This window comes from Defluviimonas sp. SAOS-178_SWC (assembly GCF_039830135.1).
Taxonomy (GTDB): Bacteria; Pseudomonadota; Alphaproteobacteria; order Rhodobacterales; family Rhodobacteraceae; genus Albidovulum.
In genome coordinates, this window is the sequence record NZ_CP156081.1 from 3,001,535 (window position 1) to 3,023,113 (window position 21,579).

A 21,579-nucleotide genomic window follows, 5' to 3' on the forward strand; every position below is an offset into this window, starting at 1 on the left:
AAAAATCCCTATGCAAACGACAGCGGCGGGAGGACACTCGATCGACAACGGGAAGAGGGACACGACATGGCACTTCAAGTCATCGGCTCCGGGTTCGGCAGGACCGGTACGAAAAGCCTGAAGGCGGCTCTCGAACGGCTGGGCTTCGGCCACTGCCATCACATGCACGAGATCGTGGAAAACCCCGGTCAGGTTGTCCATTGGCAGACCCTCGCGGCCGGCGGCGATGTGGATTGGGAAACCGTCTTTGCCGGCTATACCTCACAGGTGGACTGGCCCGGGGCGCATGTCTGGCGCGAACTGGCCGGGGCCTTTCCAGATGCGAAGGTCGTCCACACCGTCCGCCCGGAAGAGACCTGGTGGGCGAGCTTCGACAAGACCATCGGCAAGCTGATGGCCCGGTACGAGGACCTGCCGCTGCCGCCACACATCCGCGACATCCTCTCGGCATGGAACGATCTGGCCGGCAAGGGCACGTTCGGCGGCATCCTGAACGACAGGGAAATCGGCCTCACCGCCTTCCGCCGCCGCACCGAAGACGTCCGCGAGGCGCTGCCACCCGAACGCCTCCTCGTCTTCGATGTGGCCGAGGGTTGGGGACCGCTTTGTGCGTTCCTCGACGTTGACGTTCCGGACGAACCCTTCCCCCACCACAACCTGCGCGCCGACTTCTGGGAGGTTCTGGGCGGCGAGCCCGCCTGACGGCACGACCCTTGCCGCAGGCGCTCTGGCACATCCGGGCGCGGCAACGCGGCCAGCCCCGGGTGGAAATCGGACCAAACCTGCGAATACGGCTGGGCATTCCCGCACGCAGGCGACATGGTTGCGGTGATCCAACAGCCCGACACGCCATGCGCCTCCTGATCTCCTTCGCCGCCCTTTTCCTCTCGGTCATCTTCCTGCAACTCGGCACCGGCGGCGTGGCGCCGCTCGACGCGCTTTCGGGCGTGGCGCTGGATTTCTCGAAGGCCGAGATCGGCACCCTCGGCTCAGCGCATTTCTTCGGCTTCTTCATCGGCTGCTGGTGGGCGCCACGGCTGATGGGCGCGGTCGGCCATTCCCGCGCCTTCGCCGCCTTCACCGCCGCCGGAACGATCGGGCTCATCGCGCACATGATGATCGTCCATCCCTATGCTTGGGCGCTCCTGCGCATGCTTTCGGGCCTCTGCGTCGCCGGCTGCTACACGATCATCGAGGCCTGGCTCCAGGCCAAGGTCACGAACGAGACGCGGGGCCGCGCGATGGGGATCTACCGGATCGTCGACACGACGGGCTCGCTCGGCGCGCAGCTCGTCATCGGTATCCTGAGCCCGGCCACCTATTTCTCCTACAACCTCCTCGCCATCCTCTGCTGCGCGGCGCTCCTGCCCGTCACGGTCAGCAAGGCGGAACAGCCCGACATGCCGCCCGCGCCCCGGCTCCGCCCCGGCCTCGCCTGGGCCCGCTCGCCGCTCGCCTCGCTGGGGGTCGTGGTCTCGGGCATCACCTCGGCGGCCTTCCGCATGGTCGGCCCGATCTACGGGATCGAGGTCGGGCTTTCGGCCGACATGATCGCGCTCTTTCTCGCGGCCTATGTTCTCGGCGGGGCGCTGGTGCAGTTCCCCATCGGCTGGCTCGCCGACAAATACGACCGCCGTCATGTTCTCATCGCGATTTCCGGCGCCGGGATCGCCGCCTGCGCACTGACCGTGGGCCTGTCGGGCATGGGCACCGTCCCGGTCTTCCTCGCCGCCGCGCTCTTCGGCGCCGCCACCCTGCCCGTCTATTCGATCTCCACCGCCCACGCCCACGACTTCGCCGACAGCGCCGAGCGGGTGGAGCTGTCGGCGGCGCTGATGTTCCTTTACGCGATCGGCGCCATCGCCTCGCCGCTCATCGCGTCGACGCTGATCGACGCGTTCGGCGCCTCCGCGATGTTCACCTTCATCGCGCTCGCCCACCTCCTTCTCATCGGCTTCGGCCTACTGAGGATGTGGAGCCGGCCCGCGCCCTCGGCGCGCACGCGTTATGTCTACACGCCCCGGACGTCCTTCCTTGGCGGCCGGCTCTTCGGCCGTGCGCGCGACGACCGCTGAGACCGCCAAGCCTCTGGCCCTTCCCCGACAAAGCCGCTAAATCGGCGCCAACGGCACGAAAAGGCGCGCATATGTCCCGGATTCTGATCACCTCGGCGATCCCCTACATCAACGGCATCAAGCACCTCGGCAATCTGGTGGGCTCGCAGCTCCCGGCCGATCTCTACGCGCGCTACATGCGCATGCGCGGGCATGAGGTGATGTTCATCTGCGCCACCGACGAACACGGCACCCCGGCTGAGCTTGCCGCCGCCAAGGCCGGCAAGCCGGTGGCCGAGTATTGCGCCGAAATGTGGCAGGTGCAGTCGGACCTCGCCAAGGGCTTTCGCCTCTCCTTCGACCATTTCGGCCGCTCGTCGAGTGCGCGCAACCGCGCCCTCACCCAGCATTTCGCCAAGCGGCTTGCGGAAAACGGCTTCATCGAGGAAGTGACAGAGAAACAGGTCTTCTCCGTCGCCGACAACCGCTTCCTGCCCGATCGCTACATCGAGGGCACCTGCCCCAATTGCGGCTACGACAGGGCGCGCGGCGATCAGTGCGAGAACTGCACCAAGCAGCTCGACCCGACCGACCTCATCAACCCGCGCTCGGCCATCTCCGGCTCGACCGAGCTCGAGGTGCGCGAGACCAGGCACCTCTACCTCAGGCAGAAGGCGCTGAAGGGCGAGATCTCGGACTGGATCGACAGCAAGACCGACTGGCCGGTCCTCACCACCTCCATCGCCAGGAAATGGCTGAACGACGGCGAAGGCTTGCAAGACCGCGGCATCACCCGCGACCTCTCCTGGGGCGTGCCCGTTCAATTCGACGGCGCGCCGTGGTCGGGGATGGACGGCAAGGTGTTCTATGTCTGGTTCGACGCGCCCATCGAGTACATCGCCGCGACAGCGGAATGGGCCGACGCCAACGGGCTGTCCGATGACGCCTGGCAGCGCTGGTGGCGGACCGACAGGGGCGCGGAGGACGTGACCTATGTGGAATTCATGGGCAAGGACAACGTGCCCTTCCACACGCTTTCCTTCCCCGCGACGATCATGGGATCGCGCGAGGCGTGGAAGCTTGTCGACTACATCAAGTCGTTCAACTACCTGAACTATGATGGCGGCCAGTTCTCCACCTCGCAAGGACGCGGCGTCTTCATGGATCAGGCACTGTCGATCCTGCCGGCCGATTACTGGCGCTGGTGGCTTCTGAGCCATGCCCCCGAAAGCTCCGACAGCGAGTTCACCTGGGAAAATTTCCAGGCGAGCGTCAACAAGGATCTCGCCGACGTCCTCGGCAACTTCGTCAGCCGTATCACCAAGTTCTGCCGCTCGAAATACGGCGAGGCGGTGCCGGAGGGCGGCACGCTCGATGATCGCGCCCTTGCCCTGATCGACGAGCTGGAGACCCGCACCCGCGCCTACGAGGCGCATATGGAGGCGATGGACATCCGCAAGGCCGCGACCGAGCTTCGCACGATCTGGGCCGCCGGCAACGAATACCTGCAATCCGCCGCGCCCTGGACCGTCCACAAGACCGACCCGGAGGCCGCCGCCGCGATGGTGCGCCTGTCGCTGAACCTCGTCCGCCTCTACGCGATCCTGTCGGAACCCTTCATCCCGGATGCCAGCGCCAAGATGCTCGCCGGCATGAAGACCGACGACCGCACCTGGCCCGGCCCCGTCGCCGAAGCGCTGACCGTCCTGGAACCCGGCCACGCCTTCGAGACGCCCGAGGTCCTCTTCGCCAAGATCGCCGACGAGGAGCGCGAGGACTGGCAGAAGCGGTTCGCGGGCGTTCGGACTTAAGGCGGGATATACCTTTCGTCCAGGCCCCGCGCCTCAGGCCCGCGCCGTCACCACGTTCGAGACATGCGGGAAGCGGATCGCGGTGCCGTCGTAGCCGCCGCCGAGCCCGGCCAGAAAATCGGCTATAGCGGCTGCGCGGGCGGCCTCGGTGCTTTTCGACAGCTTGTCGCCGGTATGCATGCCACCCATCGCGCCTTCGGCGAAGGCCCGCCCGTCTGGGTGGTAGAGCGTCAGGCTGACCTTCTCCACCGCGACATCCCGGAACCCGGCATCCGCGAAAAGCCCCCGGATCACCCCCCCGTCCGGCAGGCCGCAGATCGCCCGCACCGCCGCCCCGGCCTCGGGGCCGACGTGTTTCTCCAGCGTTTCCGCCTGCGCCCGAAGCTGGGGATTCTCCGCGATCCCGGTCTGGACGCAGAACGCCACCCGCCCGCCGGGCCGCATGACCCGACGCAGCTCACCGAGGGCGGCGGGGCGATCGGGAAAGAACTGGAAGGCCTGCTGACAGAAGGCGACGTCGAAACAGTCGTCGGGCACCGGCAACTCAGCGGCGTCCGCCTCAATCCATGTCGCCTCGACGCCCGCCTCCTCGGATCGCGCGCGGGCCTCTGCCAGCATGTCGCCGTTGTAGTCGACACCGGTCAGGCTTCCCGGCCTTGCCCCGGCGGCGGCGACCTCGCGCGTGACAACGCCGGTGCCGCAGCCCAGATCGAGGATGTGCTCTCCGTCCCGAGGGTCTGCCCGGCGGATCAGCTCCCGTGCCCAGGGCCGGAAGATGACCGGAACCAGAACCGTCTCATAGCGGCTGGCAAACCGCGTCGGGCCGTCGCCCATGGTGTCGACCGTCATGGCGCCCCCCTTTCGCAAAACGGAAGTCTAACACGAAATCCGCCGCGACGGGACTTCGGACGGAGCGGCGCCCTTTCCGCCTGCTCGCTCCGCAGTGCGGTCTGTAGCTACGGAAAAGCTACGCGAAACATACCCGGACATGACAGCATCCACACCCGCGCCATCACGTGAAAAGGGCGGAGCTTTCGCCCCGCCCCTTTCCGAATTCCGATCAGCCTGAAATCAGGCGAGCGCGAGGTTCGTCGCCGACTCGCGGCCATCGCGGCCAGCTTCGATGTCGAAGGTGACCTTCTGGCCGTCCTTCAGATCGCGGATGCCGGCGCGCTCAAGCGCCGAGATGTGAACGAACACGTCCTTCTTGCCCCCGTCGGGAGCGATGAAGCCGAAGCCTTTGGTAGCGTTGAACCATTTCACGGAGCCAGTCGCCATCGTGATATCTCCTGTCATGTCACCGCCCACACAGCGTGGCGGCCCGGCGCAGTCAGTCAGCAATCGAAGAACTGAGGCCGAGAACGGAGACAGCGGTCGATAGAGGTAACGTCGCGCGCTCCATATGGGCCCGAAACTTCGAAAAAGCAAGGAACATCGGCGTTTCCGGCCTTTTCAGCGGCAAAAGGCGCGGCCCCTGGGCAAGGGCCGCGCCGGCTTTGACCACCGAACGGTCAGTTCGCGCCGAGGTTCTTGATCCGGCCCTCGACCCCGGTCGTGACCTTTCCGGCCGCGGCGATGTAATCCATCACGTCATTGGCCATGAGGTTGCCATTCCCGGCATTGATGATCACCTTGCCTCCGCCGAGCGCGCCGTAACCGTCGCCGCCGCCAAGCATGTAGTCGTTGGTCGCGACCTTGTAGACCTTGTCCATCTCGAGCGGCGCGCCACCGACCATCACCTCGGACACCCGCGACCCGGCGGGGGCCGAGGGATCGAAGGCAAAGGTCATGCCGGAGACCTGCGGGAAACGCCCCGCCCCCTTCTCCACCTGGCTGACCCCGTTTTCGAGCGCCGCGAGGATCTGCGAGCCCGGAAGCTCCGTCACCACCGTGACATTGCCGAAGGGAAGTTCGGTCAGGACGTCGCGGCGGGTCAGGACGGTGCCGGCGTCATAGGTCCGGTCGGCCCGGATGCCGCCGCCGTTGGTCAGCCCGATATCCGCCCCGGTCGCCGCGCGCATCGCGTCGGCGATCAGGTTGCCGACCGCCGATTCCTCCGCCCTGACGACATTGCGACGGGAATCGAGCGGCACGTCGGTGGTGCCGATCTCGACGTTCAGGCTCTCGTCGAGCTTGGTCGTGAACTGGTCGACCATCGCCTGCGTATCGGGGTCGGGCGTCACGGCCGCCGTGTCGATGAACCGGAACGAAGGTATCCAGTCGATCGTGCGCTTGCCGTCCTTGTCCGCCCCGATCTCGACCATCAGGTCAACGGGCGACAGGAACCGCGCGTCCATCGAGGTCTCCACATAGACGGTCACGCCGTCATAGGCCGTCGCATAGGAGTGATCGTCACCCGACATGATCACGTCGAAGGCATGGCTCGCGATCAGCTTGCGGTCGTTGGCGACATCGGCCTGGACCACGCCGACGACGATGTCGGCCCCATCCTCGCGCGCCTGCCGCGCGGCGGCGATGCCGGTGTCGGCAGTCGACAGGAACTTCAGGTCGCCGGGGCTCGACGTCTCGGGCGTCGTATCCTGGGCGACAGGGACCAGCGCCACCTTGAGGCCGCCGACCTCCTTCATCATGACGCCGCCGAGGCCCTCGATCGGTGAGCCGTCCGCGTTGGTGATGTTGACCGCCGCCCAGGGATATTTCGACGCCTTCATCTTCTCGAAGAAGTTCTCCGGCCCGAAATCGAACTCATGGTTGCCCGGCACGGCGATGTCGAACGGTTCGAGGTTGGTCAGGTCGATGGTGTTCTGCCCCTTGTCGAAGCCTGACAGCAGAGACGGCGACAGCATGTCCCCGTCGAACACATAAAGCGTGTTCGGATTGGCCGCGCGCTCCGCCTTCGCGACGGCATTGAGGCGGGCGAAACCGCCACGTCCGTTGTCGTCGGCAAAGGCATAGGCGTCACCGACACCAAGGATCGTCAGCTTCACGGTTTCGGCCTCGGCCGCGCCGATGGCGCCGACGCCCAGAATGCTCGCGCTCAGCAGCATGGCGGCAAATCTTCGAATACGGATGGTCATTCGTTCAATCTCCTGCTGGATCTTTATCCCGAGAGACTGCGACCTCTCCGGGCACGAGTCAAAGTCATTCGAACGCGACTCGGCGGAACATATGAAGAGGCGCCGCAAGCTCCGGCATTGACCCGGAGCAACGCGCGGGGCATGAGAGCGCCATGCTGGTCTTCAAGATCCTCCGCCGCCCCGAATGGGATGCGTTCCGCGCCGCTGGCGAAACCGCTGGCGCGCCGGTCGATCTCGCCGACGGCTTCATCCATTTCTCGACCGCGCCGCAGCTGGCCGAGACCGCCGCTAAACATTTCGCCACGGAAAGCGACCTCGTTCTGGTCGCCTTCGAAAGCGACAGGCTCGGCCCGGCGCTGAAATGGGAACCGTCGCGCGGCGGCGCCCTCTTCCCCCATCTCTATCGGCGCCTCCGCCTTGACGAGGTTGTCTGGGACAAGTCCCTGCCGCTCGGCGCCACCGGCCATATCTTCCCCGAGGGCGTGCTGTGAACCTTGTCGAACGCGCGGGCCTCTGCGCGCTCCACCGGCTCGATCCCGAAGTCGCGCACGGGCTTTCGCTGAAGGCGCTCGGCGCGGGTCTTGCGCCGCTGCCGGGCCCATTCACCACGCCGCGCCTCGCGACGGTTGTTGCGGGCCTTCGCCTGCCCAACCCTGTCGGCCTCGCCGCCGGCTACGACAAGAACGCCGAGGCGGCGGGCGCCCTCACCCGGGCCGGCTTCGGCTTCATCGAGCTTGGCGCCGCCACCCCGCGCCCGCAGCCCGGCAATCCCAGGCCCCGCCTCTTCCGCCTGACCGAGGACCGCGCCGTCATCAACCGCTTCGGGTTCAACAACGACGGCGCCGAGGCGATCGCCCGCCGACTTTCCGGCCTTCAAAGGTCCGTCCCGGTCGGCATCAATCTTGGCGCGAACAAGGATGCCTCCGACCGCGCCGCCGATTTCCGGACGGTTCTCTCGGTGTGCGGACCCCATGTCGATTTCGCAACCGTCAACGTCTCTTCGCCGAATACCGAGAAGTTGCGCGAACTTCAGGGCAAGGCTGCGCTTTCGGCGCTTCTTGCCGGCGTGATCGACACCCGCGACGGATTGGAGCGGAGAATCCCGGTCTTCCTCAAGATCGCCCCGGACCTATCCGAGGCCGAACTTGCCGACGTGGCCGACGTGGCCCTCGCCTCCGGCATCGACGCGGTCATTGCCACCAACACGACGCTCTCCCGCGACGGGTTGAAAAGCCGCCACCGGGACGAAGCGGGCGGCCTGTCCGGTGCGCCGCTCTTCGACAAATCCACCCGCGTTCTTGCCCGGCTGTCGGCGTTGACAGAAGGCCGCCTGCCCCTCATCGGCGTCGGCGGCGTCGGTTCGGCGGATACGGCCTATGCCAAGATCCGCGCCGGCGCCTCGGCGGTGCAGCTTTACTCGGCGATGGTCTATCAGGGCCTTTCCCTCGTCACCGGGATCGCGAAGGAACTCGACGCGCTCCTCGCCCGCGACGGCTTCGCCTATGTCGCCGACGCCGTCGGCACCGGACGAAAGGACTGGCTGTGACCACGATCTGGCACAATCCACGCTGTTCGAAATCGCGCGAGACCCTGGCGCTGCTGACCGCGCGGGGCATCGAACCGAATGTCCGCCTCTACCTTCAGGATCCGCCCTCAGTGGTCGAGATCCGCGCGGCCCTCGCCGCCCTCGGAATGCCCGCCATCGCCCTCGCGCGCACCGGCGACGCGCTCTTCAGGGAGCTTGGTCTGACCCGCGACATCGACGAGGACACGCTCATCGCCGCGATGGCCGCGCATCCCGCGCTCATCGAACGGCCGCTCGTCCGCCACGGCAACCGCGCGCGGCTCGGCCGCCCGCCCGAGGCCGTGCTCGACCTCTTCTGACCTTCATCTTGCACGAAATATCCCGGGGGAGCGCCGTGAAGTCGGCGCAGGGGCAGCGCCCCCTACCCCGCGGCCGCCAGTTCCGCCCGACGGTAAAGCACGGCCATTGTCGCCCCCCGCGCAAGATTCAGCACCATCAGCGCCGCCCAGAGCCCGTGATTCCCGTAGGCTCCCGGCAGCATGAAAAGGGCCACGACGTAGACCGCGACCGAGGTCAGCATCGCGATGCGCATCTCGCGCGACAGCGTCGCTCCGATGAAGATGCCGTCGAACATCCAGCTCGCGATGCCGATCAGCGGCGCCAGCACGACCCAGGGCAGGAACTCGCGCGCCGCCAGGCGCACCTGCGGCTCGGTCGTCATCAGGTCGATGAGGGCCGGCCCCGCGATCCAGAAGCCGAGTCCGAGCGCGACGGCGGCGACGGCGCCCCACTGGCTCGTCACCACCGAGGCGCGGCGCACCGAACGGGCCGACCGCGCGCCCACCGCCTGCCCCACGAGCGATTCCGCTGCAAAGGCGAACCCGTCGAGCCCGTAGGCGACGATTTCGAGGAATTGCAGCAGCACCTGGTTCGCCGCCAGCGTCACGTCGCCGTGGCGCGCGCCGAGGAAGACGAAGGTGGTGAACGAGGCCTGCAGGATCACCGAGCGGATCATGATGTCGCCGTTGAGCTTCATCATCCGCGCGATCCGTGCCCGGTCGAAGACCCGCGCCCAGTCGTGCCACTGCCCACCCGCGAAGGCCGGCCGGCAGAGCCAGAGACCGAGCGCCAGCCCGGTCCATTCCGCGATCAGCGTCGCCGTGGCGACGCCTTCGATGCCCCAGCCGAAGCCGAGGACGAACAGGAAATCGAGCGCGATGTTCAGCCCGTTCATCCAGAGTTGCAGGACGAGCACCCCACGCGTGCGTTCGACCGCGATCAGCCAGCCGGTGACGGCATAGAGCGCGATGGTCGCGGGCGCCCCCCAGATCCGGATCACGAGGTAATCCCGCGTCAGCGCCTCGACCTCGGCCGAGGCGGGCGCCAGGGCCAGGGCGGCCTTGAAGAGGGGCGCCTGCAACAGAAGGAAGACAAGGCCCGCCGCGACACCGATCATCAGCGCCCGCATCAGGATCGCCCCGGACTCGGCCGGGTCCTTCCCGCCATGCGCCTGGGCCACGAGGCCCGACGTGCCCATCCGCAGGAACCCGAAGATCCAGTAGATCGAGGCGAGCATGACTGCGCCCACCCCTACCGCTCCGATCGGCGCCGCCTGCCCCATCTGGCCGATCACGCCGGTATCGACGGCGCCGAGAAGCGGCACCGTGGCATTCGACAGAACGATGGGCAGCGCGATCCTCAGGACCCGCCGGTGGGTAATCTCATCCATTCGGCGCGGCGTCCCGCTCCGGCATGAGGAAATGCCCGGTCCCCTGCGCGAAAAGCCTGGAGCGGTTGTCCTGCCACGCCTCGACATGGACGCTGGCATAGCGCCGGCCGGACCGGTTGACCCGGGCCCGCGCATAGGCATCGCGCGGCAGGCCGGTCCGGAGGTAGTCCACAGTGAAGTCGATCGTCTTCGGCAGCCGCGGCAAATGCGTCGGATCGAGCTTGCGCGGATCGAGCCGGCCGCTCTCCATCTCTTCCCAGATCAGCGACCAGCTCAGCTCGATGATCGCGGTGACTTCGAGGAAGGCCGCCGTCACCCCGCCGTGGATCGCCGGCAGAAGCGGATTGCCGATCAGCTTGTCGTCGAAGGGAAGAAGCGCCGTCAACTCGTCGCCGCGCCGGTCGAACTCGATGCCGAGAAACTGGATATAGGGCACGCCGTGCACCAGCGCCTTCAGCGCGGCGTCGCGACGCTCCTTCACGACCTGCACGGGTTCGGGCTTCGGACGCGGGCTCATGCCTTCGTCTCCGGCGCGCGTTCGAGCGTGAAGGCCCCGGTCGCGGTCGCCACGGGCCGGTCGGCGTCGGCGTCATGCGCGGTCGCGCGCACGAAGGCGACGGAACGGGTGACGTGATAGCATTCCGCCCGCGCGGTGATCCGGTCGCCCGGTCGTGCGGGACGCATGTAGTCGATCCGAAGGTCGATGGTTGCGGTTCCGGCGACACCGGTCGGATGGCTCATCACCGCCGCCCCACCGCACGTATCCATGAGCGCCGAGACGGCTCCGCCATGGATCACTCCGGTCTGCGGATCGCCGACGAAGCGCGCGTCATAGGGCATCGAGATGACCGCCACTCCATCCTCCAGCGTATCCAGCATCATGCCCAGCGCCCGGGAATGCGGGATCGCCTCGACGAACTGTCGTGCGGCGTTGAGTTTCCTGTCGTCCATCACCCTGTTCCCGCCTTCGAAGACCGGCCGATTTATTGGCCCTTGCCAAATCGACCGCAAGTGCTAACTTCTGCATTTGCGACTTATTCTTAATTGCACAACGGATGACGATGTCGGACCTGACCCAAACGATCCCTGCCCCTCTCGACGCCGCCCGCCCCGGACCATTTCGGCCCCGCCGGCTGCTGCTCGTCTCCGTGCTGGCGGCGCTGGCGCTGGCGCCGGGCGATCTCGGCGCACTGACGCGCGGCCTGATGCAGGACGCCTTCGTGCAGGTTTCGGCTTTCGTCGCAGCGACGCTCCTGATGTTCTACGGGCTGGAAAAGCTCTTCCGCTTCGACATGGGCACCGCGATGGGCCGGGCGCGGATCATGCAGGTGCCAATTGCCGCCCTTCTCGGCGCGACACCGGGCTGCGGCGGCGCCGTCGTCGTCGTCGCGGCCTATGCCTCGGGCAAGGTCAGTTTCGGGGCCGTTGTCGCGACGCTCACGGCGACGATGGGCGACGCGGCCTTCCTCCTCATCGCGACGCGGCCGGACACGGCGCTGATCCTCTTGCCGACACAGTTCGCGGTCGGCATCCTCACCGGATGGTTGATCGACCGCTTCGTCACGGTGGACTACCGGCCCAACGGGGCGTCCTGCGAGATCGCCCCCCGGATCGGCGCGCTCAGGGCGCGCGACCTCGCCTATCTCGCCGCCGCCCTGCCGGGCCTCGCCGTCGGTGCCGCGCAGATTGGCGGCGTCACCCTTGATGATGTGCTTGGCGTGCCGGTCGCATGGATCGCGCTTGCGGGCATCTTCACCGGCCTCGCGATCTGGGCCGCCTCGCCCGTCTCGGCGATGACCAATCCGGCCGACGGCCCCGTGACCCGGATGGCCGAGGAAACGTCGTTCATCTCGGTCTGGGTCGTCATCGCCTATCTCGCGTACGATTTCACCGCTGCCTATGCCGGACTCGACCTCAAGGCGCTCTTTCAAAGCATCGCCCCGGTCCTGCCGCTGATCGGCGCCGCGATCGGCTTCATTCCCGGCTGTGGCCCGCAGGTTCTTGTCGCGACCCTGTACGTCAATGGCGCGATCCCCTTCTCCGCCCTCGCCGCCAACGCCATCTCGAACGACGGCGACGCGCTCTTTCCGGCGATTGCGTTGGCCCCGCGCGCGGCGATCATGGCGACGGTCTTCTCGACCATCCCGGCCCTGATCGTCGCTTATGGGCTGTACCTCTTCGCGCCGGGGTTTTTGAACTGATCGGCCGCGCCAAGCGAGTTGTGCACGTCCGCCTCTGCGGCTAGGTTTCGCGAAGGAGGATCGCGATGGCCGACGAACCGCTCAGCTTCAAGGACATGTGCGCACGTTTCGACGTGACGCCGCGAACGCTGCGCTATTACGAGTACATCGAGCTTCTGTCGCCCATCAAGGAAGGCCGCGCCCGGTTCTACGGGCCGCGCGAACTCGCCAGGATGACGCTGATCCTGCGCGGCCGGCGCTTCGGCTTCAGCCTGGAAGAAATCCGGCAGTGGCTTCTGCTTTACAACCAGAAGGGCACGCGGGAACAGTATCTCGTCTGGATCGACCTCGCCAACCGGCAGCTTGAGGAGCTGGAGAAGCAGCGCACGCAGCTGGACGAAACCATCCGGGACCTGAAGGCGTTGCGCGACCAGACCGCCGAGTCGCTCTGATCCGGGAACGGTCAACGCCAAGCGACGTCCGCTTCGCCGGGACAGAAAATGTCGCTGACCCTGCGTCACCCATTACGGACATTACGTCATCCCCGCCGTGACGCCACGTTACGCTGACGTGCGCGTCACCTTCGCTTGTAAGGTGCCGGGGAAACGCCATTTTGCCCGGCCATGACGTTAGGACAACCCATGGAGGGGCAATTCTTGAGTGATGATGTAATGACGATTCGCGAGATGTGCGATGCCTTCGATGTGACCCCGCGCACGCTGAGGTTCTACGAATCGAAGGAGCTTCTGTCGCCGGTCCGCGAGGGACAGAAACGGCTCTTTACCCGCCGCGACCGCGGGCGCCTGAAGCTTATCCTGCGCGGCAAGCGCTTCGGTTTCAGCCTTGAGGATATCCGCCAGATCCTCGACCTTTACGATCTTGGCGACCGGGAACGGACGCAGATGACGCGGGCCATCGAGGTGGCGCGCCAGCGGCTTGCCGAGATGCAGCGCCAGCGCGACGATCTCGACACGACGATCGCCGAACTCGGCGAGCAGATCCTGCTGGGCGAAAAGACGCTGGCCGAGGCCAACCAGACCGCAGCCTGAGATTACGAGGGAGACCAGACCATGCCGAGTTACACCGCGCCGATCCGCGACATGCAGTTCGTCCTGAACGAGGTGCTGAACGTCGCGGCAAGCGACGTGCCCGGCTATGGCGACCTCGAACCCGAATTCACCTCGGCGGTCCTGGAGGAAGCGGGCAAGATCGCCCGCGACGTCCTCGCGCCCCTGAATGCCTCGGGCGACGCCGAGGGCTGCCGGCTGGAAAACGGCGTCGTCTACACGCCGAAGGGCTACAAGGACGCCTTCGCAGCGATGAAGGAAGGCGGCTGGAACGGCCTCGACCTGCCCGAGGAATATGGCGGGCAGAACATGCCCTACCTATTGGGCACGGCCGTGGGCGAGATCTTCGTCTCGGCCAACATGGCCTTCAACATGTATCAGGGCCTGACCCACGGCGCGATCTCGGCGATCCTCGCCCACGGGACGGAGGCTCAGAAAGAGACATACCTGCCGAAGATGGTCGCGCTCGACTGGACCGGCACGATGAACCTGACCGAGCCGCATTGCGGCACCGATCTCGGGCTTCTCCGGACCAGGGCGGAGCCGCAGCCGGACGGCAGCTACAGCATAACCGGGCAGAAGATCTTCATCTCGGCCGGCGACCATGACCTGAGCGAGAACGTGATCCACCTCGTCCTCGCCAAGGCGCCGGGCGGCGGCGAGGGAACGAAGGGGATTTCGCTCTTCATCGTGCCGAAGTTCCTCGTGACTGAGGACGGTTCCCTCGGCGCCCGCAACGCGGTCTCGGTCGGCAAGATCGAGGAAAAGATGGGCATCCACGGCAACGCGACCTGCGTCATGAACTACGACGGCGCGACCGGCTACCTCTTGGGCGATCTGCACAAGGGCATGCGCAACATGTTCACGATGATGAACGAGGCGCGGCTCGGGGTCGGCCTTCAGGGCTATGCCCAGGGCGCGGCCGCCTATCAGAACGCGGTCGCCTATGCGAAGGACCGGCTCCAGGGCCGCGCGGTGACCGGCGCCGAGAACCCCTCGGGCCCGGCCGACCCGCTGATCGTGCATCCCGACATCCGCCGCAACCTCATGGACCAGAAGAGCTTCGTGGAGGGCGCCCGCGCCTTCACCTTCTGGGGCGCGAGCCTCATCGACCGGGCGCACCGGTCGGGCGACGCGGCGGCGGAGGGGCTCGTCTCGCTCCTGACCCCGGTCATCAAGGGCTTCCTGACCGACAAGGGGTTCGAGACGGCCGTGAATGCCCAGCAGGTCTATGGCGGCCACGGCTATATCGAGGAATGGGGCATGTCGCAATTCGCCCGCGACGCCCGGATCACGATGATCTACGAAGGCGCCAACGGCGTGCAGGCGCTCGACCTCGTCGGCCGCAAACTCGCGCAGGACGGTGGCAAGCACGTCATCGCCTTCTTCGAGATGGTGAAGGGTTTCATCAAGGAAAACGAGGACGACGCGGCGTTGAAGAAGGGCTTCCTCGATCCGCTGAAGGCCGCGTCGAAGGATCTTCAGGCGGCGGGCATGTTCTTCATGCAGAACGGCATGAAGAACCCCAACGCCGCGCTCGCGGGGTCCTACGACTTCATGCACCTCTTCGGCCATGTCTGCCTCGGCCTGATGTGGGCACGTTCGGCCAGGGCCGCGACGGCCGCACTGGTGAACGGTGCCGACGACAGGGCGTTCTACGAGACGAAACTCGCGACCGGGCGTTATTACATGGCGCGCCAGCTGCCGATGACCGCCACTCATCTCGCCCGCATCCAGTCGGGTGCCGACCTCGTGATGGCGCTGCCCGCCGAGGCGTTCTAAGGTCTCGGGGAGGAGACACTCACGGGATGGCCCCCGCGATCCGCGGGGGCCGGCCGCGACACCGGAGGACCGATGCCGAAACGCCTGCGCCTGACCCGCCGCTTCCCCGTCGCCGTGACGAACGACGCCTACCGCTCCCTCACCCGCTTCGCCACCGAGGCCGGCATATCCACCGACGAGGCGCTGACCTTCCTCTTCGAGCATTTCGGCTCCGTGGTCGATCACGACAACCTGAGCCACAGGCTCCGGCTCTTCAAGGCTGAGCTCGAAGACCGCAGGGCGTGAGGGGTGGAGGGGGTGGAATTGAGTATTTTTACCAAGAAGAAGCAGAGGATGCGCCCCGGACGTGACGCCGGCCCGCAAACCTGGGGTGCTTCTCGTCACGTCCGGAGCGACTTCTCCTTGGGCGGTCATCGGCACTCCTGCCTGTACCGCCCCGCGAAGATCGCCCGATTCTGGTTAACAGATCCTTGTTCTTCTTGGCCAAAATACTCCGCGGGGGTGTGGGGGCGCGAAGCCCCCACTCCGGCGATCAATCGAGGGGGCGCGACATGACGGCGAAACTCCACTGCTTCGGCGAAAGCGGCAACGCCTACAAGGCCGCGCTCACGCTCGCGCTGTCGGGCTATGAGTGGGAACCGGTCTTCGTCGATTTCTTCAACGGCGCCACCCGGACGCCCGAGTTCCGCAAGCTCAACGTCATGGGCGAGGTACCCGTCCTCGAGGACGAGGGCGAGGTGATCAGCCAGTCCGGCGCGATCATGTATCACATCGTGTCCCGCACCGGGAAACTCGGCGGTGGCCCGGGCGAGGCGAACGAGGTCTTGCGCTGGGTTCTCTGGGACAATCACAAGATGTCGAGCCAGGCCGGCACGACGCGCTTCTTGATGAACTTCCTGCCCGCAGACAAGCGCCCGAAGGACGTGATCGACTTCATGCAGGCGCGCCTCAAGAACGCCTATGCCACGCTCGACTCCCATCTCGACGGCCGCGACTGGATCGTCGGCACTGGCGTGACCGTCGCCGACATCTCCTGCTGCGGCTATCTCTACTACCCCGAGCCGTTCGGCTTCGACCGCAAGGCCTGGCCGAATATCGACCGCTGGCTCGACGCCATCGCCGCCCTGCCCGGCTGGAAACACCCCTACGACCTGATGCCCGGCAACCCTTCGGACCGGGCCTGAACGGAGGATACGCCATGAAGTGGATGCTCGTCGCCCTCGCCTACACCGTGACCGCCGAGAACGTGCCGCACGAGGTCCGCGTGCATGAAATGCCTTTCGCGACCGAGGCCCTGTGCGAAACCGCGCGCGCCAAGATGGAAGACCAACTCAGGACCCGCGTGATCACCGTCAAGGCGACCTGCGTGCAGGTCAGCGAATAACACCGGAGAAGACCATGACAGACGCCTATATCTACGACGCCGTCCGTTCCCCGCGCGGCAAGGGCCGCAAGGACGGGAGCCTGCATGAAGTCACCTCCGTCGCGCTGTCGGCAAAGATCCTGAACGCGGTCAAGGAGCGCAACGGTCTCGACGGTCACGCGGTCGAGGATGTGATCTGGGGCAACGTCACGCAAGTGGGCGAACAGGGCGGCTGCCTTGCGCGCTCGGCGGTGCTGCTCTCCGACCTTGACGAGCGCATCCCCGGCCTTGCCATCAACCGCTTCTGCGCGAGCGGGATGGAGGCGGTGAACTTGGCCGCGAACCAGGTGAGGGGCGGCGCGGGTCAGGCCTATATCGCCGGCGGGGTCGAGATGATGGGCCGCGTCGCGATGGGCTCCGACGGGGCGGCGATCGCCGTCGATCCGAGCCTTGCGATGAAGACTTATTTCGTGCCGCAGGGCATTTCGGCTGACATCATCGCGACCGAATACGGCTTCACCCGCGACGAGGCCGACGCGCTCGCGGTGGAATCGCAGAACCGGGCGGCGGCGGCCTGGAAGGACAATCGGTTCGCGAAATCCGTCGTCACGATCCGCGACCGGAACGGGCTGCCGATCCTCGACCACGACGAATACATGCGCCCCGGCACAGACATGCAGGCGCTGGGTGCGCTCAAGGCGTCGTTCAAGGACATGGGCGAGGTGATGCCGGGCTTCGACAAGGTCGCGCTGATGAAATACCCGCATCTGGAGCGGATCAATCACATCCACCATGCCGGCAACTCGTCCGGCATCGTGGATGGCGCGGCGGCCGTGCTGATCGGCAACAAGGAATTCGGCGAGGCGCACGGGCTGAAGCCGCGTGCCCGAATCCGGGCGACCGCCAAGATCGGCACCGACCCGACGATCATGCTGACCGGGCCGGTGCCGGTGACCGAGAAGATCCTGAAAGACAGTGGCATGGCGATTTCCGACATCGACCTCTTCGAGGTGAACGAGGCCTTCGCCTCCGTCGTCCTGCGCTTCATGCAGGCGTTTGACGTCTCCTCAGACAAGGTCAACGTCAACGGCGGCTCCATCGCGATGGGCCATCCCCTTGGCGCCACCGGCGCGATCATCATCGGCACGCTCCTGGACGAACTGGAGCGCAGCGGCAAGGGCACCGGTCTTGCGACGCTCTGCATCGCCTCCGGTATGGGTGCCGCCACGATCATCGAGCGGGTCTGAGCGATGCCCAAACTCGACATCTCCAAGGCGCCCCTGAAAACCGGCTCGGTCTACCCCGAGCCCTATGCGGGCGACATGAAGGGGCGGTCGTCGCTGCGCCTCGGCGATCTGGCGGGTCTGACCCAGTATGGCGTGAACATCGTGGTGCTGGAGCCCGGCGCGGTCTCGTCGCTACGCCACTGGCACCAGAACGAGGACGAGTTCGCGATGGTGCTCGACGGCGATCTCGTGCTCATCGAAAACGATGGAGAGACCATCATGAGTCCCGGCGACTGCGCCGCCTGGAAAGCGGGGGTCGCGAACGGCCACCGCTTCGTCAACATGTCCGACAGGCCGGCGCGATTCCTCGTCGTCGGCAGCAAGGCGCCCAGCGAGGTGGCGACCTATTCGGACATCGACATGATGATCCACATCGACGGCGGCAAGGCCCGCTTCACCTACAAGGACGGCACGCCCTGGGACGGTCCCCGGTGATCATCGGCAAGGGCATGGCACGGGATGACGGGGCAACGCCGGATGCGGCCGAAGCGCCCGTCATGATCAATGCCGAGCTGATTTCGAACCGCAGCAGCATCACCCGGTTGCAGGCCTTCGTCGGAGCGCTTTTCCCCGGGGACGCCGCATCCCGGAAGACGGGTGTCGCCAGCGCCCATCGCGTTCGGAACCGTGCCGACGCGCCGTGCAAATCCCCCGTGCTCGTCCCCCGCGCGCCGTCCGACCGCGTCCATTTCGCCGATATCGACAAGCTCTACACACGCGACAACGGCACCGTCATCCGCTCCGGGCGCGACGGCCCGCCACTCGACTGAAAGGAAACGACATGGCCGATTTCACCTATTCCGTCGATGCCGACGGCGTCGCCACGCTCACCTGGGACGTGCCGGGCAGGTCGATGAACGTCATGACGCGCGAGGCTTTCGCGCTCGTGAACGGAATGATCGACCGGGCGCTTGCCGACGACAAGGTCAAGGGGATCGTCATCACCTCCGGCAAGAAGGATTTCGCGGGAGGCATGGACCTCAACGTTCTCGCCTCGGTCCGCGAGGAAGCGGGCGACAACCCCGCCCAGGCACTCTTCGACTTCACCATGTCGGCGCACCATGTCCTGCGAAAGCTTGAGCGCGCGGGCATGGACCCCAAGACCTTGAAGGGCGGCAAGCCCGTGGCCTGCGCCATCCCCGGCACCTGCGCAGGCATCGGAACCGAGGTCGCGCTTGCCTGTCACCGGCGAATCATGGCGGACAATGCCAAGGCCAAGATCGGCCTGCCCGAGATCCTTGTCGGCCTTTTTCCGGGCGCCGGCGGCACGACGCGGTTTTCGCGCATGGTCGGCGCTATGGCCGCGGCGCCGGTGCTTCTGGAGGGCAGGATGCTCGACCCGAAGAAGGCAAAGGCGGCGGGGCTGATCGACGAGGTCGTCCCGGCCGCCGACCTTCTGGCCCGCGCCAAGGAATGGGTCCTGTCCGCGACCGATGCCGATATCGTCAAGCCCTGGGACCAGAAGGGCTGGAAGATGCCGGGCGGCGCCCCCTATCACCCGGCGGGGTTCATGACCTTCGTCGGAGCCAATGCGATGGTGCTCGGAAAGACGCAAGGCGTCTACCCGGCGGCGAAGGCGCTCCTCTCGGCCGTCTATGAAGGGGCGCTGGTGCCCTTCGACACGGCCCTGACCATCGAGGCGCGCTGGTTCACCTCCATCCTGATGAACCCCTCGTCAAGCGCGATGATCCGCTCGCTATTCCTGAACAAGGAAGCGTTGGAGAAAGGCGCGAACCGGCCAGCCGTCGCCGACCAGACCGTGAAGAAGGTCGGCATCCTCGGCGCCGGCATGATGGGCGCCGGCATCGCCTATGTCTCGGCCAATGCCGGGATCGAGGTGGTGCTGATCGACGCCAGGCAGGAGGCCGCCGACAAGGGCAAGGCCCATGCCGAGAGCATCCTCGACAAGGGCATGAAGCGCGGCAAGGTGACGGCCGAGAAGAAGGCGGAGGTTCTTGGCCGGATCAACGCGACGACCGACTACGCGGCTCTGAAAGGCTGCGACCTGATCGTCGAGGCGGTGTTCGAGGATATGGGCGTGAAGGCGGACGTGACGGCCAGGGCCGAGGCGGTGATCCCGGAAAGCGCGATCTTCGCCACAAACACCTCGACGCTGCCGATCTCCGACCTCGCCAAGGCGTCGAAGCGGCCCGGGCAGTTCATCGGCATCCACTTCTTCTCGCCCGTCGACAAGATGATGCTGGTCGAGATCATCAAGGGCAAGGAAACCGACGATGTCGCCGTCGCCAAGGCCCTCGACTACGTGCGCCAGATCCGGAAGACCCCGATCGTCGTCAACGACGCGCGGTTCTTCTACGCCAACCGCTGCATCATTCCCTATATCAACGAAGGCATCCGGATGGTCGCGGAAGGCGTGGAGCCTGCGCTGATCGAGAACGCGGCGAAGCTTCTCGGCTTCCCGCTCGGCCCGCTGCAACTTGTCGACGAGACGTCGATCGACCTCGGCGTGAAGATCGCAAAGGCGACGAAGGCGGCGATGGGCGACGCCTATCCCGACGGCGCGGTGGACGCGGTCCTCTTCGCGATGGCCGACCAGGGGCGGCTGGGGCGAAAGTCGGCGGCGGGCTTTTATGCCTATGACGACAAGGGGGGCCGGCTTGGCCTCTGGGACGGCCTATCCTCGGCCTGGCCGGTGGCGGGGGCGCAGCCAGATCTGAGCGAGGTACAGCACCGACTGATGATGGCGCAGGTGCTGGAGGCAGTGCGGGCGCTGGAGGACGGGGTGCTCGAGGATATCCGCGAAGGCGATGTCGGCGCGATCCTCGGCTGGGGGTTCGCGCCCTGGTCGGGCGGGCCGTTCTCCTGGCTCGACATCCTCGGCGCCGAGAAGGCCGTCGCGATCTGCGACGGGCTGGAGAAGGCGCATGGAGCCCGCTTCGCCGCGCCGACGCTCCTGCGCGACGTCGCGACGAAGGGTCAGACCTTCTATGGCCGCTTCGGTGCCGCCGCGACGGCGGCCTGAACCGTCGGATGTGGGGGTTTCACACCCCCACGCCCCCGTGGAGTATTTCTCCAAGAAGAAGGATCAGTCGGGGTCGAAGCGGTAGCCGAACCGCGTGATGTCTTCGGCGCAGGTCGCGCGGAGGGTCTCGGCATCCCGGTCGCTATAGTAGCCGCGCCAGTCACGGGCGCGGTCGGATGGGTTGGCGACGGCGAGGGGCGCGAGGCGAAAGCCGAGACGGGCCTCGAGCGGGCGCACTTCGTCGTCGAAATGCTCAAGCCGGATGAAGAGGTCGCAGCGCTCGGTGCCGTCTCCGGCCGTCACGTAGCTGCCATAGGGGTGGGCGGCGAGGCTGGCGTGGGTTTCGGGCGCATTCAGGAACGTGCTGAAATCAGCCGCTTTCGCGAGCGCGACGGCGGGATGGGCGAAGTCCTGCACCCGCAGCCAGTGGTAATAGCTCACCATCCTGTCCCAAGGGTTGCGGACCAGCGTGAAGGTGAAGAACGCGCCGATCTCCTCGTCGCTCGCGAGGCCGCGGATATCGGCGAGGGTGGCATGCTTCCAGAGGCGTCCGGCGGCGGTCACGCCCTTGAGCCTCCGGCGCCGGCTTCGCGCCTTCGGCGTGTCGCCGACGAGGATATCGTCCCTCATCGCCCGGGCTTCGAGCGCCAGCGCGAGCGCCGTGCCGCCGGTCTTCGGAATATGGATGAAGATGTAGCGGCGGCCGCGGGAAAGGATCATGGCGCGCAGGCTATCGCGTTTCGCGGCAGGAGTGAAAGCCG

Annotated in this window: 24 protein-coding genes; 17 read left to right on the forward strand and 7 right to left on the reverse strand. The window is 66.5% G+C overall.

All coding sequences use genetic code 11. The annotated features are described in order from the left end of the window. Positions 1-66 precede the first annotated feature (66 nt). The 3 genes from V5734_RS15495 (at position 67) to metG (ending at position 3,865) form a co-directional block, all read left to right on the forward strand. Positions 67-702: a sulfotransferase family protein gene (locus tag V5734_RS15495; RefSeq protein WP_347310534.1), complete on the forward strand. Its 636-nt coding sequence runs from the start codon at positions 67-69 to the stop codon at positions 700-702. A gap of 149 nt (positions 703-851) precedes the next feature. Continuing rightward, complete coding sequence (locus tag V5734_RS15500) at positions 852-2,075, forward strand: MFS transporter (RefSeq protein ID WP_347310535.1); 1,224 nt, start codon at positions 852-854, stop codon at positions 2,073-2,075. A 71-nt stretch (positions 2,076-2,146) separates the two neighbouring features. Beyond that, a complete protein-coding gene (gene metG, locus V5734_RS15505; protein ID WP_347310536.1) occupies positions 2,147-3,865 on the forward strand; it encodes a methionine--tRNA ligase in 1,719 nt (572 codons plus the stop codon). A 33-nt stretch (positions 3,866-3,898) separates the two neighbouring features. On the opposite strand, the gene V5734_RS15510 is transcribed toward metG, so the two are convergent. The 3 genes from V5734_RS15510 to V5734_RS15520 all read right to left on the reverse strand — a co-directional run bounded on the left by V5734_RS15510 (position 3,899) and on the right by V5734_RS15520 (position 6,903). After that, a complete protein-coding gene (locus V5734_RS15510) occupies positions 3,899-4,714 on the reverse strand; it encodes a class I SAM-dependent methyltransferase (RefSeq protein ID WP_347310537.1) in 816 nt (271 codons plus the stop codon). A 222-nt stretch (positions 4,715-4,936) separates the two neighbouring features. After that, positions 4,937-5,143 (reverse strand): cold-shock protein, encoded by a 207-nt coding sequence (locus V5734_RS15515; protein ID WP_347310538.1) that lies wholly within the window; start codon positions 5,141-5,143, stop codon positions 4,937-4,939. Between the two features lie 233 nt (positions 5,144-5,376). Then, positions 5,377-6,903, reverse strand: coding sequence for a bifunctional metallophosphatase/5'-nucleotidase (locus tag V5734_RS15520; protein ID WP_347310539.1), 1,527 nt, complete (start codon positions 6,901-6,903; stop codon positions 5,377-5,379). 152 nt (positions 6,904-7,055) lie between these two features. Here V5734_RS15520 and V5734_RS15525 point away from each other — a divergent pair, with 152 nt between their 5' ends. Genes V5734_RS15525 through arsC form a run of 3 tightly spaced genes read left to right on the forward strand, consistent with a single transcriptional unit; the run spans position 7,056 to position 8,787 of the window. Beyond that, positions 7,056-7,394 carry a DUF952 domain-containing protein gene (locus tag V5734_RS15525; protein ID WP_347310540.1) on the forward strand — a complete coding sequence of 113 codons (339 nt, stop codon included), beginning with the start codon at positions 7,056-7,058 and terminating at the stop codon, positions 7,392-7,394. Further along, positions 7,391-8,449 carry a quinone-dependent dihydroorotate dehydrogenase gene (locus V5734_RS15530; RefSeq protein WP_347310541.1) on the forward strand — a complete coding sequence of 353 codons (1,059 nt, stop codon included), beginning with the start codon at positions 7,391-7,393 and terminating at the stop codon, positions 8,447-8,449. Before V5734_RS15525 ends, V5734_RS15530 begins: the two co-directional genes overlap by 4 nt. Beyond that, positions 8,446-8,787 carry an arsenate reductase (glutaredoxin) gene (arsC, locus tag V5734_RS15535; protein WP_347310542.1) on the forward strand — a complete coding sequence of 114 codons (342 nt, stop codon included), beginning with the start codon at positions 8,446-8,448 and terminating at the stop codon, positions 8,785-8,787. Before V5734_RS15530 ends, arsC begins: the two co-directional genes overlap by 4 nt. A gap of 62 nt (positions 8,788-8,849) precedes the next feature. Here arsC and V5734_RS15540 read toward each other — a convergent pair whose 3' ends face one another. Genes V5734_RS15540 through V5734_RS15550 form a run of 3 tightly spaced genes read right to left on the reverse strand, consistent with a single transcriptional unit; the run spans position 8,850 to position 11,108 of the window. Continuing rightward, positions 8,850-10,157, reverse strand: coding sequence for an MATE family efflux transporter (locus V5734_RS15540; protein WP_347310543.1), 1,308 nt, complete (start codon positions 10,155-10,157; stop codon positions 8,850-8,852). Next, positions 10,150-10,674 (reverse strand): PaaI family thioesterase, encoded by a 525-nt coding sequence (locus V5734_RS15545; protein ID WP_347310544.1) that lies wholly within the window; start codon positions 10,672-10,674, stop codon positions 10,150-10,152. The genes V5734_RS15540 and V5734_RS15545 overlap by 8 nt, the downstream gene beginning before the upstream one ends. After that, a complete protein-coding gene (locus V5734_RS15550; RefSeq protein ID WP_347310545.1) occupies positions 10,671-11,108 on the reverse strand; it encodes a PaaI family thioesterase in 438 nt (145 codons plus the stop codon). Before V5734_RS15550 ends, V5734_RS15545 begins: the two co-directional genes overlap by 4 nt. A gap of 110 nt (positions 11,109-11,218) precedes the next feature. On the opposite strand from V5734_RS15550, the gene V5734_RS15555 reads away from it, so the two are divergent. The 11 genes from V5734_RS15555 (at position 11,219) to V5734_RS15605 (ending at position 20,818) form a co-directional block, all read left to right on the forward strand. Continuing rightward, positions 11,219-12,358 carry a putative manganese transporter gene (locus V5734_RS15555; RefSeq protein WP_347310546.1) on the forward strand — a complete coding sequence of 380 codons (1,140 nt, stop codon included), beginning with the start codon at positions 11,219-11,221 and terminating at the stop codon, positions 12,356-12,358. A gap of 65 nt (positions 12,359-12,423) precedes the next feature. Beyond that, positions 12,424-12,789, forward strand: coding sequence for a MerR family transcriptional regulator (locus V5734_RS15560; protein WP_347310547.1), 366 nt, complete (start codon positions 12,424-12,426; stop codon positions 12,787-12,789). 204 nt (positions 12,790-12,993) lie between these two features. Then, positions 12,994-13,386 (forward strand): MerR family transcriptional regulator, encoded by a 393-nt coding sequence (locus V5734_RS15565; protein ID WP_347310548.1) that lies wholly within the window; start codon positions 12,994-12,996, stop codon positions 13,384-13,386. A gap of 21 nt (positions 13,387-13,407) precedes the next feature. Continuing rightward, positions 13,408-15,186, forward strand: coding sequence for an acyl-CoA dehydrogenase C-terminal domain-containing protein (locus tag V5734_RS15570; protein WP_347310549.1), 1,779 nt, complete (start codon positions 13,408-13,410; stop codon positions 15,184-15,186). Between the two features lie 72 nt (positions 15,187-15,258). Continuing rightward, the gene (locus V5734_RS15575) at positions 15,259-15,471 is read left to right on the forward strand and encodes a hypothetical protein (RefSeq protein WP_347310550.1); all 213 of its coding nucleotides are present in this window, start codon (positions 15,259-15,261) and stop codon (positions 15,469-15,471) included. 266 nt (positions 15,472-15,737) lie between these two features. After that, on the forward strand, positions 15,738-16,370 hold the full coding sequence (locus V5734_RS15580) for a glutathione S-transferase family protein (protein ID WP_347310551.1): 633 nt from the start codon (positions 15,738-15,740) through the stop codon (positions 16,368-16,370). A gap of 14 nt (positions 16,371-16,384) precedes the next feature. Then, on the forward strand, positions 16,385-16,570 hold the full coding sequence (locus V5734_RS15585) for a hypothetical protein (RefSeq protein WP_347310552.1): 186 nt from the start codon (positions 16,385-16,387) through the stop codon (positions 16,568-16,570). Between the two features lie 14 nt (positions 16,571-16,584). Then, positions 16,585-17,796: an acetyl-CoA C-acetyltransferase gene (locus tag V5734_RS15590; RefSeq protein ID WP_347310553.1), complete on the forward strand. Its 1,212-nt coding sequence runs from the start codon at positions 16,585-16,587 to the stop codon at positions 17,794-17,796. A gap of 3 nt (positions 17,797-17,799) precedes the next feature. Beyond that, a complete protein-coding gene (locus V5734_RS15595; RefSeq protein ID WP_347310554.1) occupies positions 17,800-18,270 on the forward strand; it encodes a cupin domain-containing protein in 471 nt (156 codons plus the stop codon). Continuing rightward, positions 18,267-18,605: a hypothetical protein gene (locus V5734_RS15600; protein WP_347310555.1), complete on the forward strand. Its 339-nt coding sequence runs from the start codon at positions 18,267-18,269 to the stop codon at positions 18,603-18,605. Before V5734_RS15595 ends, V5734_RS15600 begins: the two co-directional genes overlap by 4 nt. A gap of 11 nt (positions 18,606-18,616) precedes the next feature. Next, positions 18,617-20,818: a 3-hydroxyacyl-CoA dehydrogenase NAD-binding domain-containing protein gene (locus V5734_RS15605; RefSeq protein ID WP_347310556.1), complete on the forward strand. Its 2,202-nt coding sequence runs from the start codon at positions 18,617-18,619 to the stop codon at positions 20,816-20,818. 63 nt (positions 20,819-20,881) lie between these two features. On the opposite strand, the gene V5734_RS15610 is transcribed toward V5734_RS15605, so the two are convergent. Continuing rightward, on the reverse strand, positions 20,882-21,538 hold the full coding sequence (locus tag V5734_RS15610; protein WP_347310557.1) for a sulfotransferase family 2 domain-containing protein: 657 nt from the start codon (positions 21,536-21,538) through the stop codon (positions 20,882-20,884). Positions 21,539-21,579 lie beyond the last annotated feature (41 nt).

Coding starts and splice junctions, on each gene's coding strand:
- V5734_RS15495 (WP_347310534.1), top strand. CDS start 67: ATGGCACTTCAAGTCATCGGCTCCGGGTTCGGCAGGACCGGTACGAAA.
- V5734_RS15500 (WP_347310535.1), top strand. CDS start 852: ATGCGCCTCCTGATCTCCTTCGCCGCCCTTTTCCTCTCGGTCATCTTC.
- metG (WP_347310536.1), top strand. CDS start 2,147: ATGTCCCGGATTCTGATCACCTCGGCGATCCCCTACATCAACGGCATC.
- V5734_RS15510 (WP_347310537.1), bottom strand. CDS start 4,714: ATGACGGTCGACACCATGGGCGACGGCCCGACGCGGTTTGCCAGCCGC.
- V5734_RS15515 (WP_347310538.1), bottom strand. CDS start 5,143: ATGGCGACTGGCTCCGTGAAATGGTTCAACGCTACCAAAGGCTTCGGC.
- V5734_RS15520 (WP_347310539.1), bottom strand. CDS start 6,903: ATGACCATCCGTATTCGAAGATTTGCCGCCATGCTGCTGAGCGCGAGC.
- V5734_RS15525 (WP_347310540.1), top strand. CDS start 7,056: ATGCTGGTCTTCAAGATCCTCCGCCGCCCCGAATGGGATGCGTTCCGC.
- V5734_RS15540 (WP_347310543.1), bottom strand. CDS start 10,157: ATGGATGAGATTACCCACCGGCGGGTCCTGAGGATCGCGCTGCCCATC.
- V5734_RS15545 (WP_347310544.1), bottom strand. CDS start 10,674: ATGAGCCCGCGTCCGAAGCCCGAACCCGTGCAGGTCGTGAAGGAGCGT.
- V5734_RS15550 (WP_347310545.1), bottom strand. CDS start 11,108: ATGGACGACAGGAAACTCAACGCCGCACGACAGTTCGTCGAGGCGATC.
- V5734_RS15555 (WP_347310546.1), top strand. CDS start 11,219: ATGTCGGACCTGACCCAAACGATCCCTGCCCCTCTCGACGCCGCCCGC.
- V5734_RS15560 (WP_347310547.1), top strand. CDS start 12,424: ATGGCCGACGAACCGCTCAGCTTCAAGGACATGTGCGCACGTTTCGAC.
- V5734_RS15570 (WP_347310549.1), top strand. CDS start 13,408: ATGCCGAGTTACACCGCGCCGATCCGCGACATGCAGTTCGTCCTGAAC.
- V5734_RS15575 (WP_347310550.1), top strand. CDS start 15,259: ATGCCGAAACGCCTGCGCCTGACCCGCCGCTTCCCCGTCGCCGTGACG.
- V5734_RS15580 (WP_347310551.1), top strand. CDS start 15,738: ATGACGGCGAAACTCCACTGCTTCGGCGAAAGCGGCAACGCCTACAAG.
- V5734_RS15585 (WP_347310552.1), top strand. CDS start 16,385: ATGAAGTGGATGCTCGTCGCCCTCGCCTACACCGTGACCGCCGAGAAC.
- V5734_RS15590 (WP_347310553.1), top strand. CDS start 16,585: ATGACAGACGCCTATATCTACGACGCCGTCCGTTCCCCGCGCGGCAAG.
- V5734_RS15595 (WP_347310554.1), top strand. CDS start 17,800: ATGCCCAAACTCGACATCTCCAAGGCGCCCCTGAAAACCGGCTCGGTC.
- V5734_RS15605 (WP_347310556.1), top strand. CDS start 18,617: ATGGCCGATTTCACCTATTCCGTCGATGCCGACGGCGTCGCCACGCTC.
- V5734_RS15610 (WP_347310557.1), bottom strand. CDS start 21,538: ATGATCCTTTCCCGCGGCCGCCGCTACATCTTCATCCATATTCCGAAG.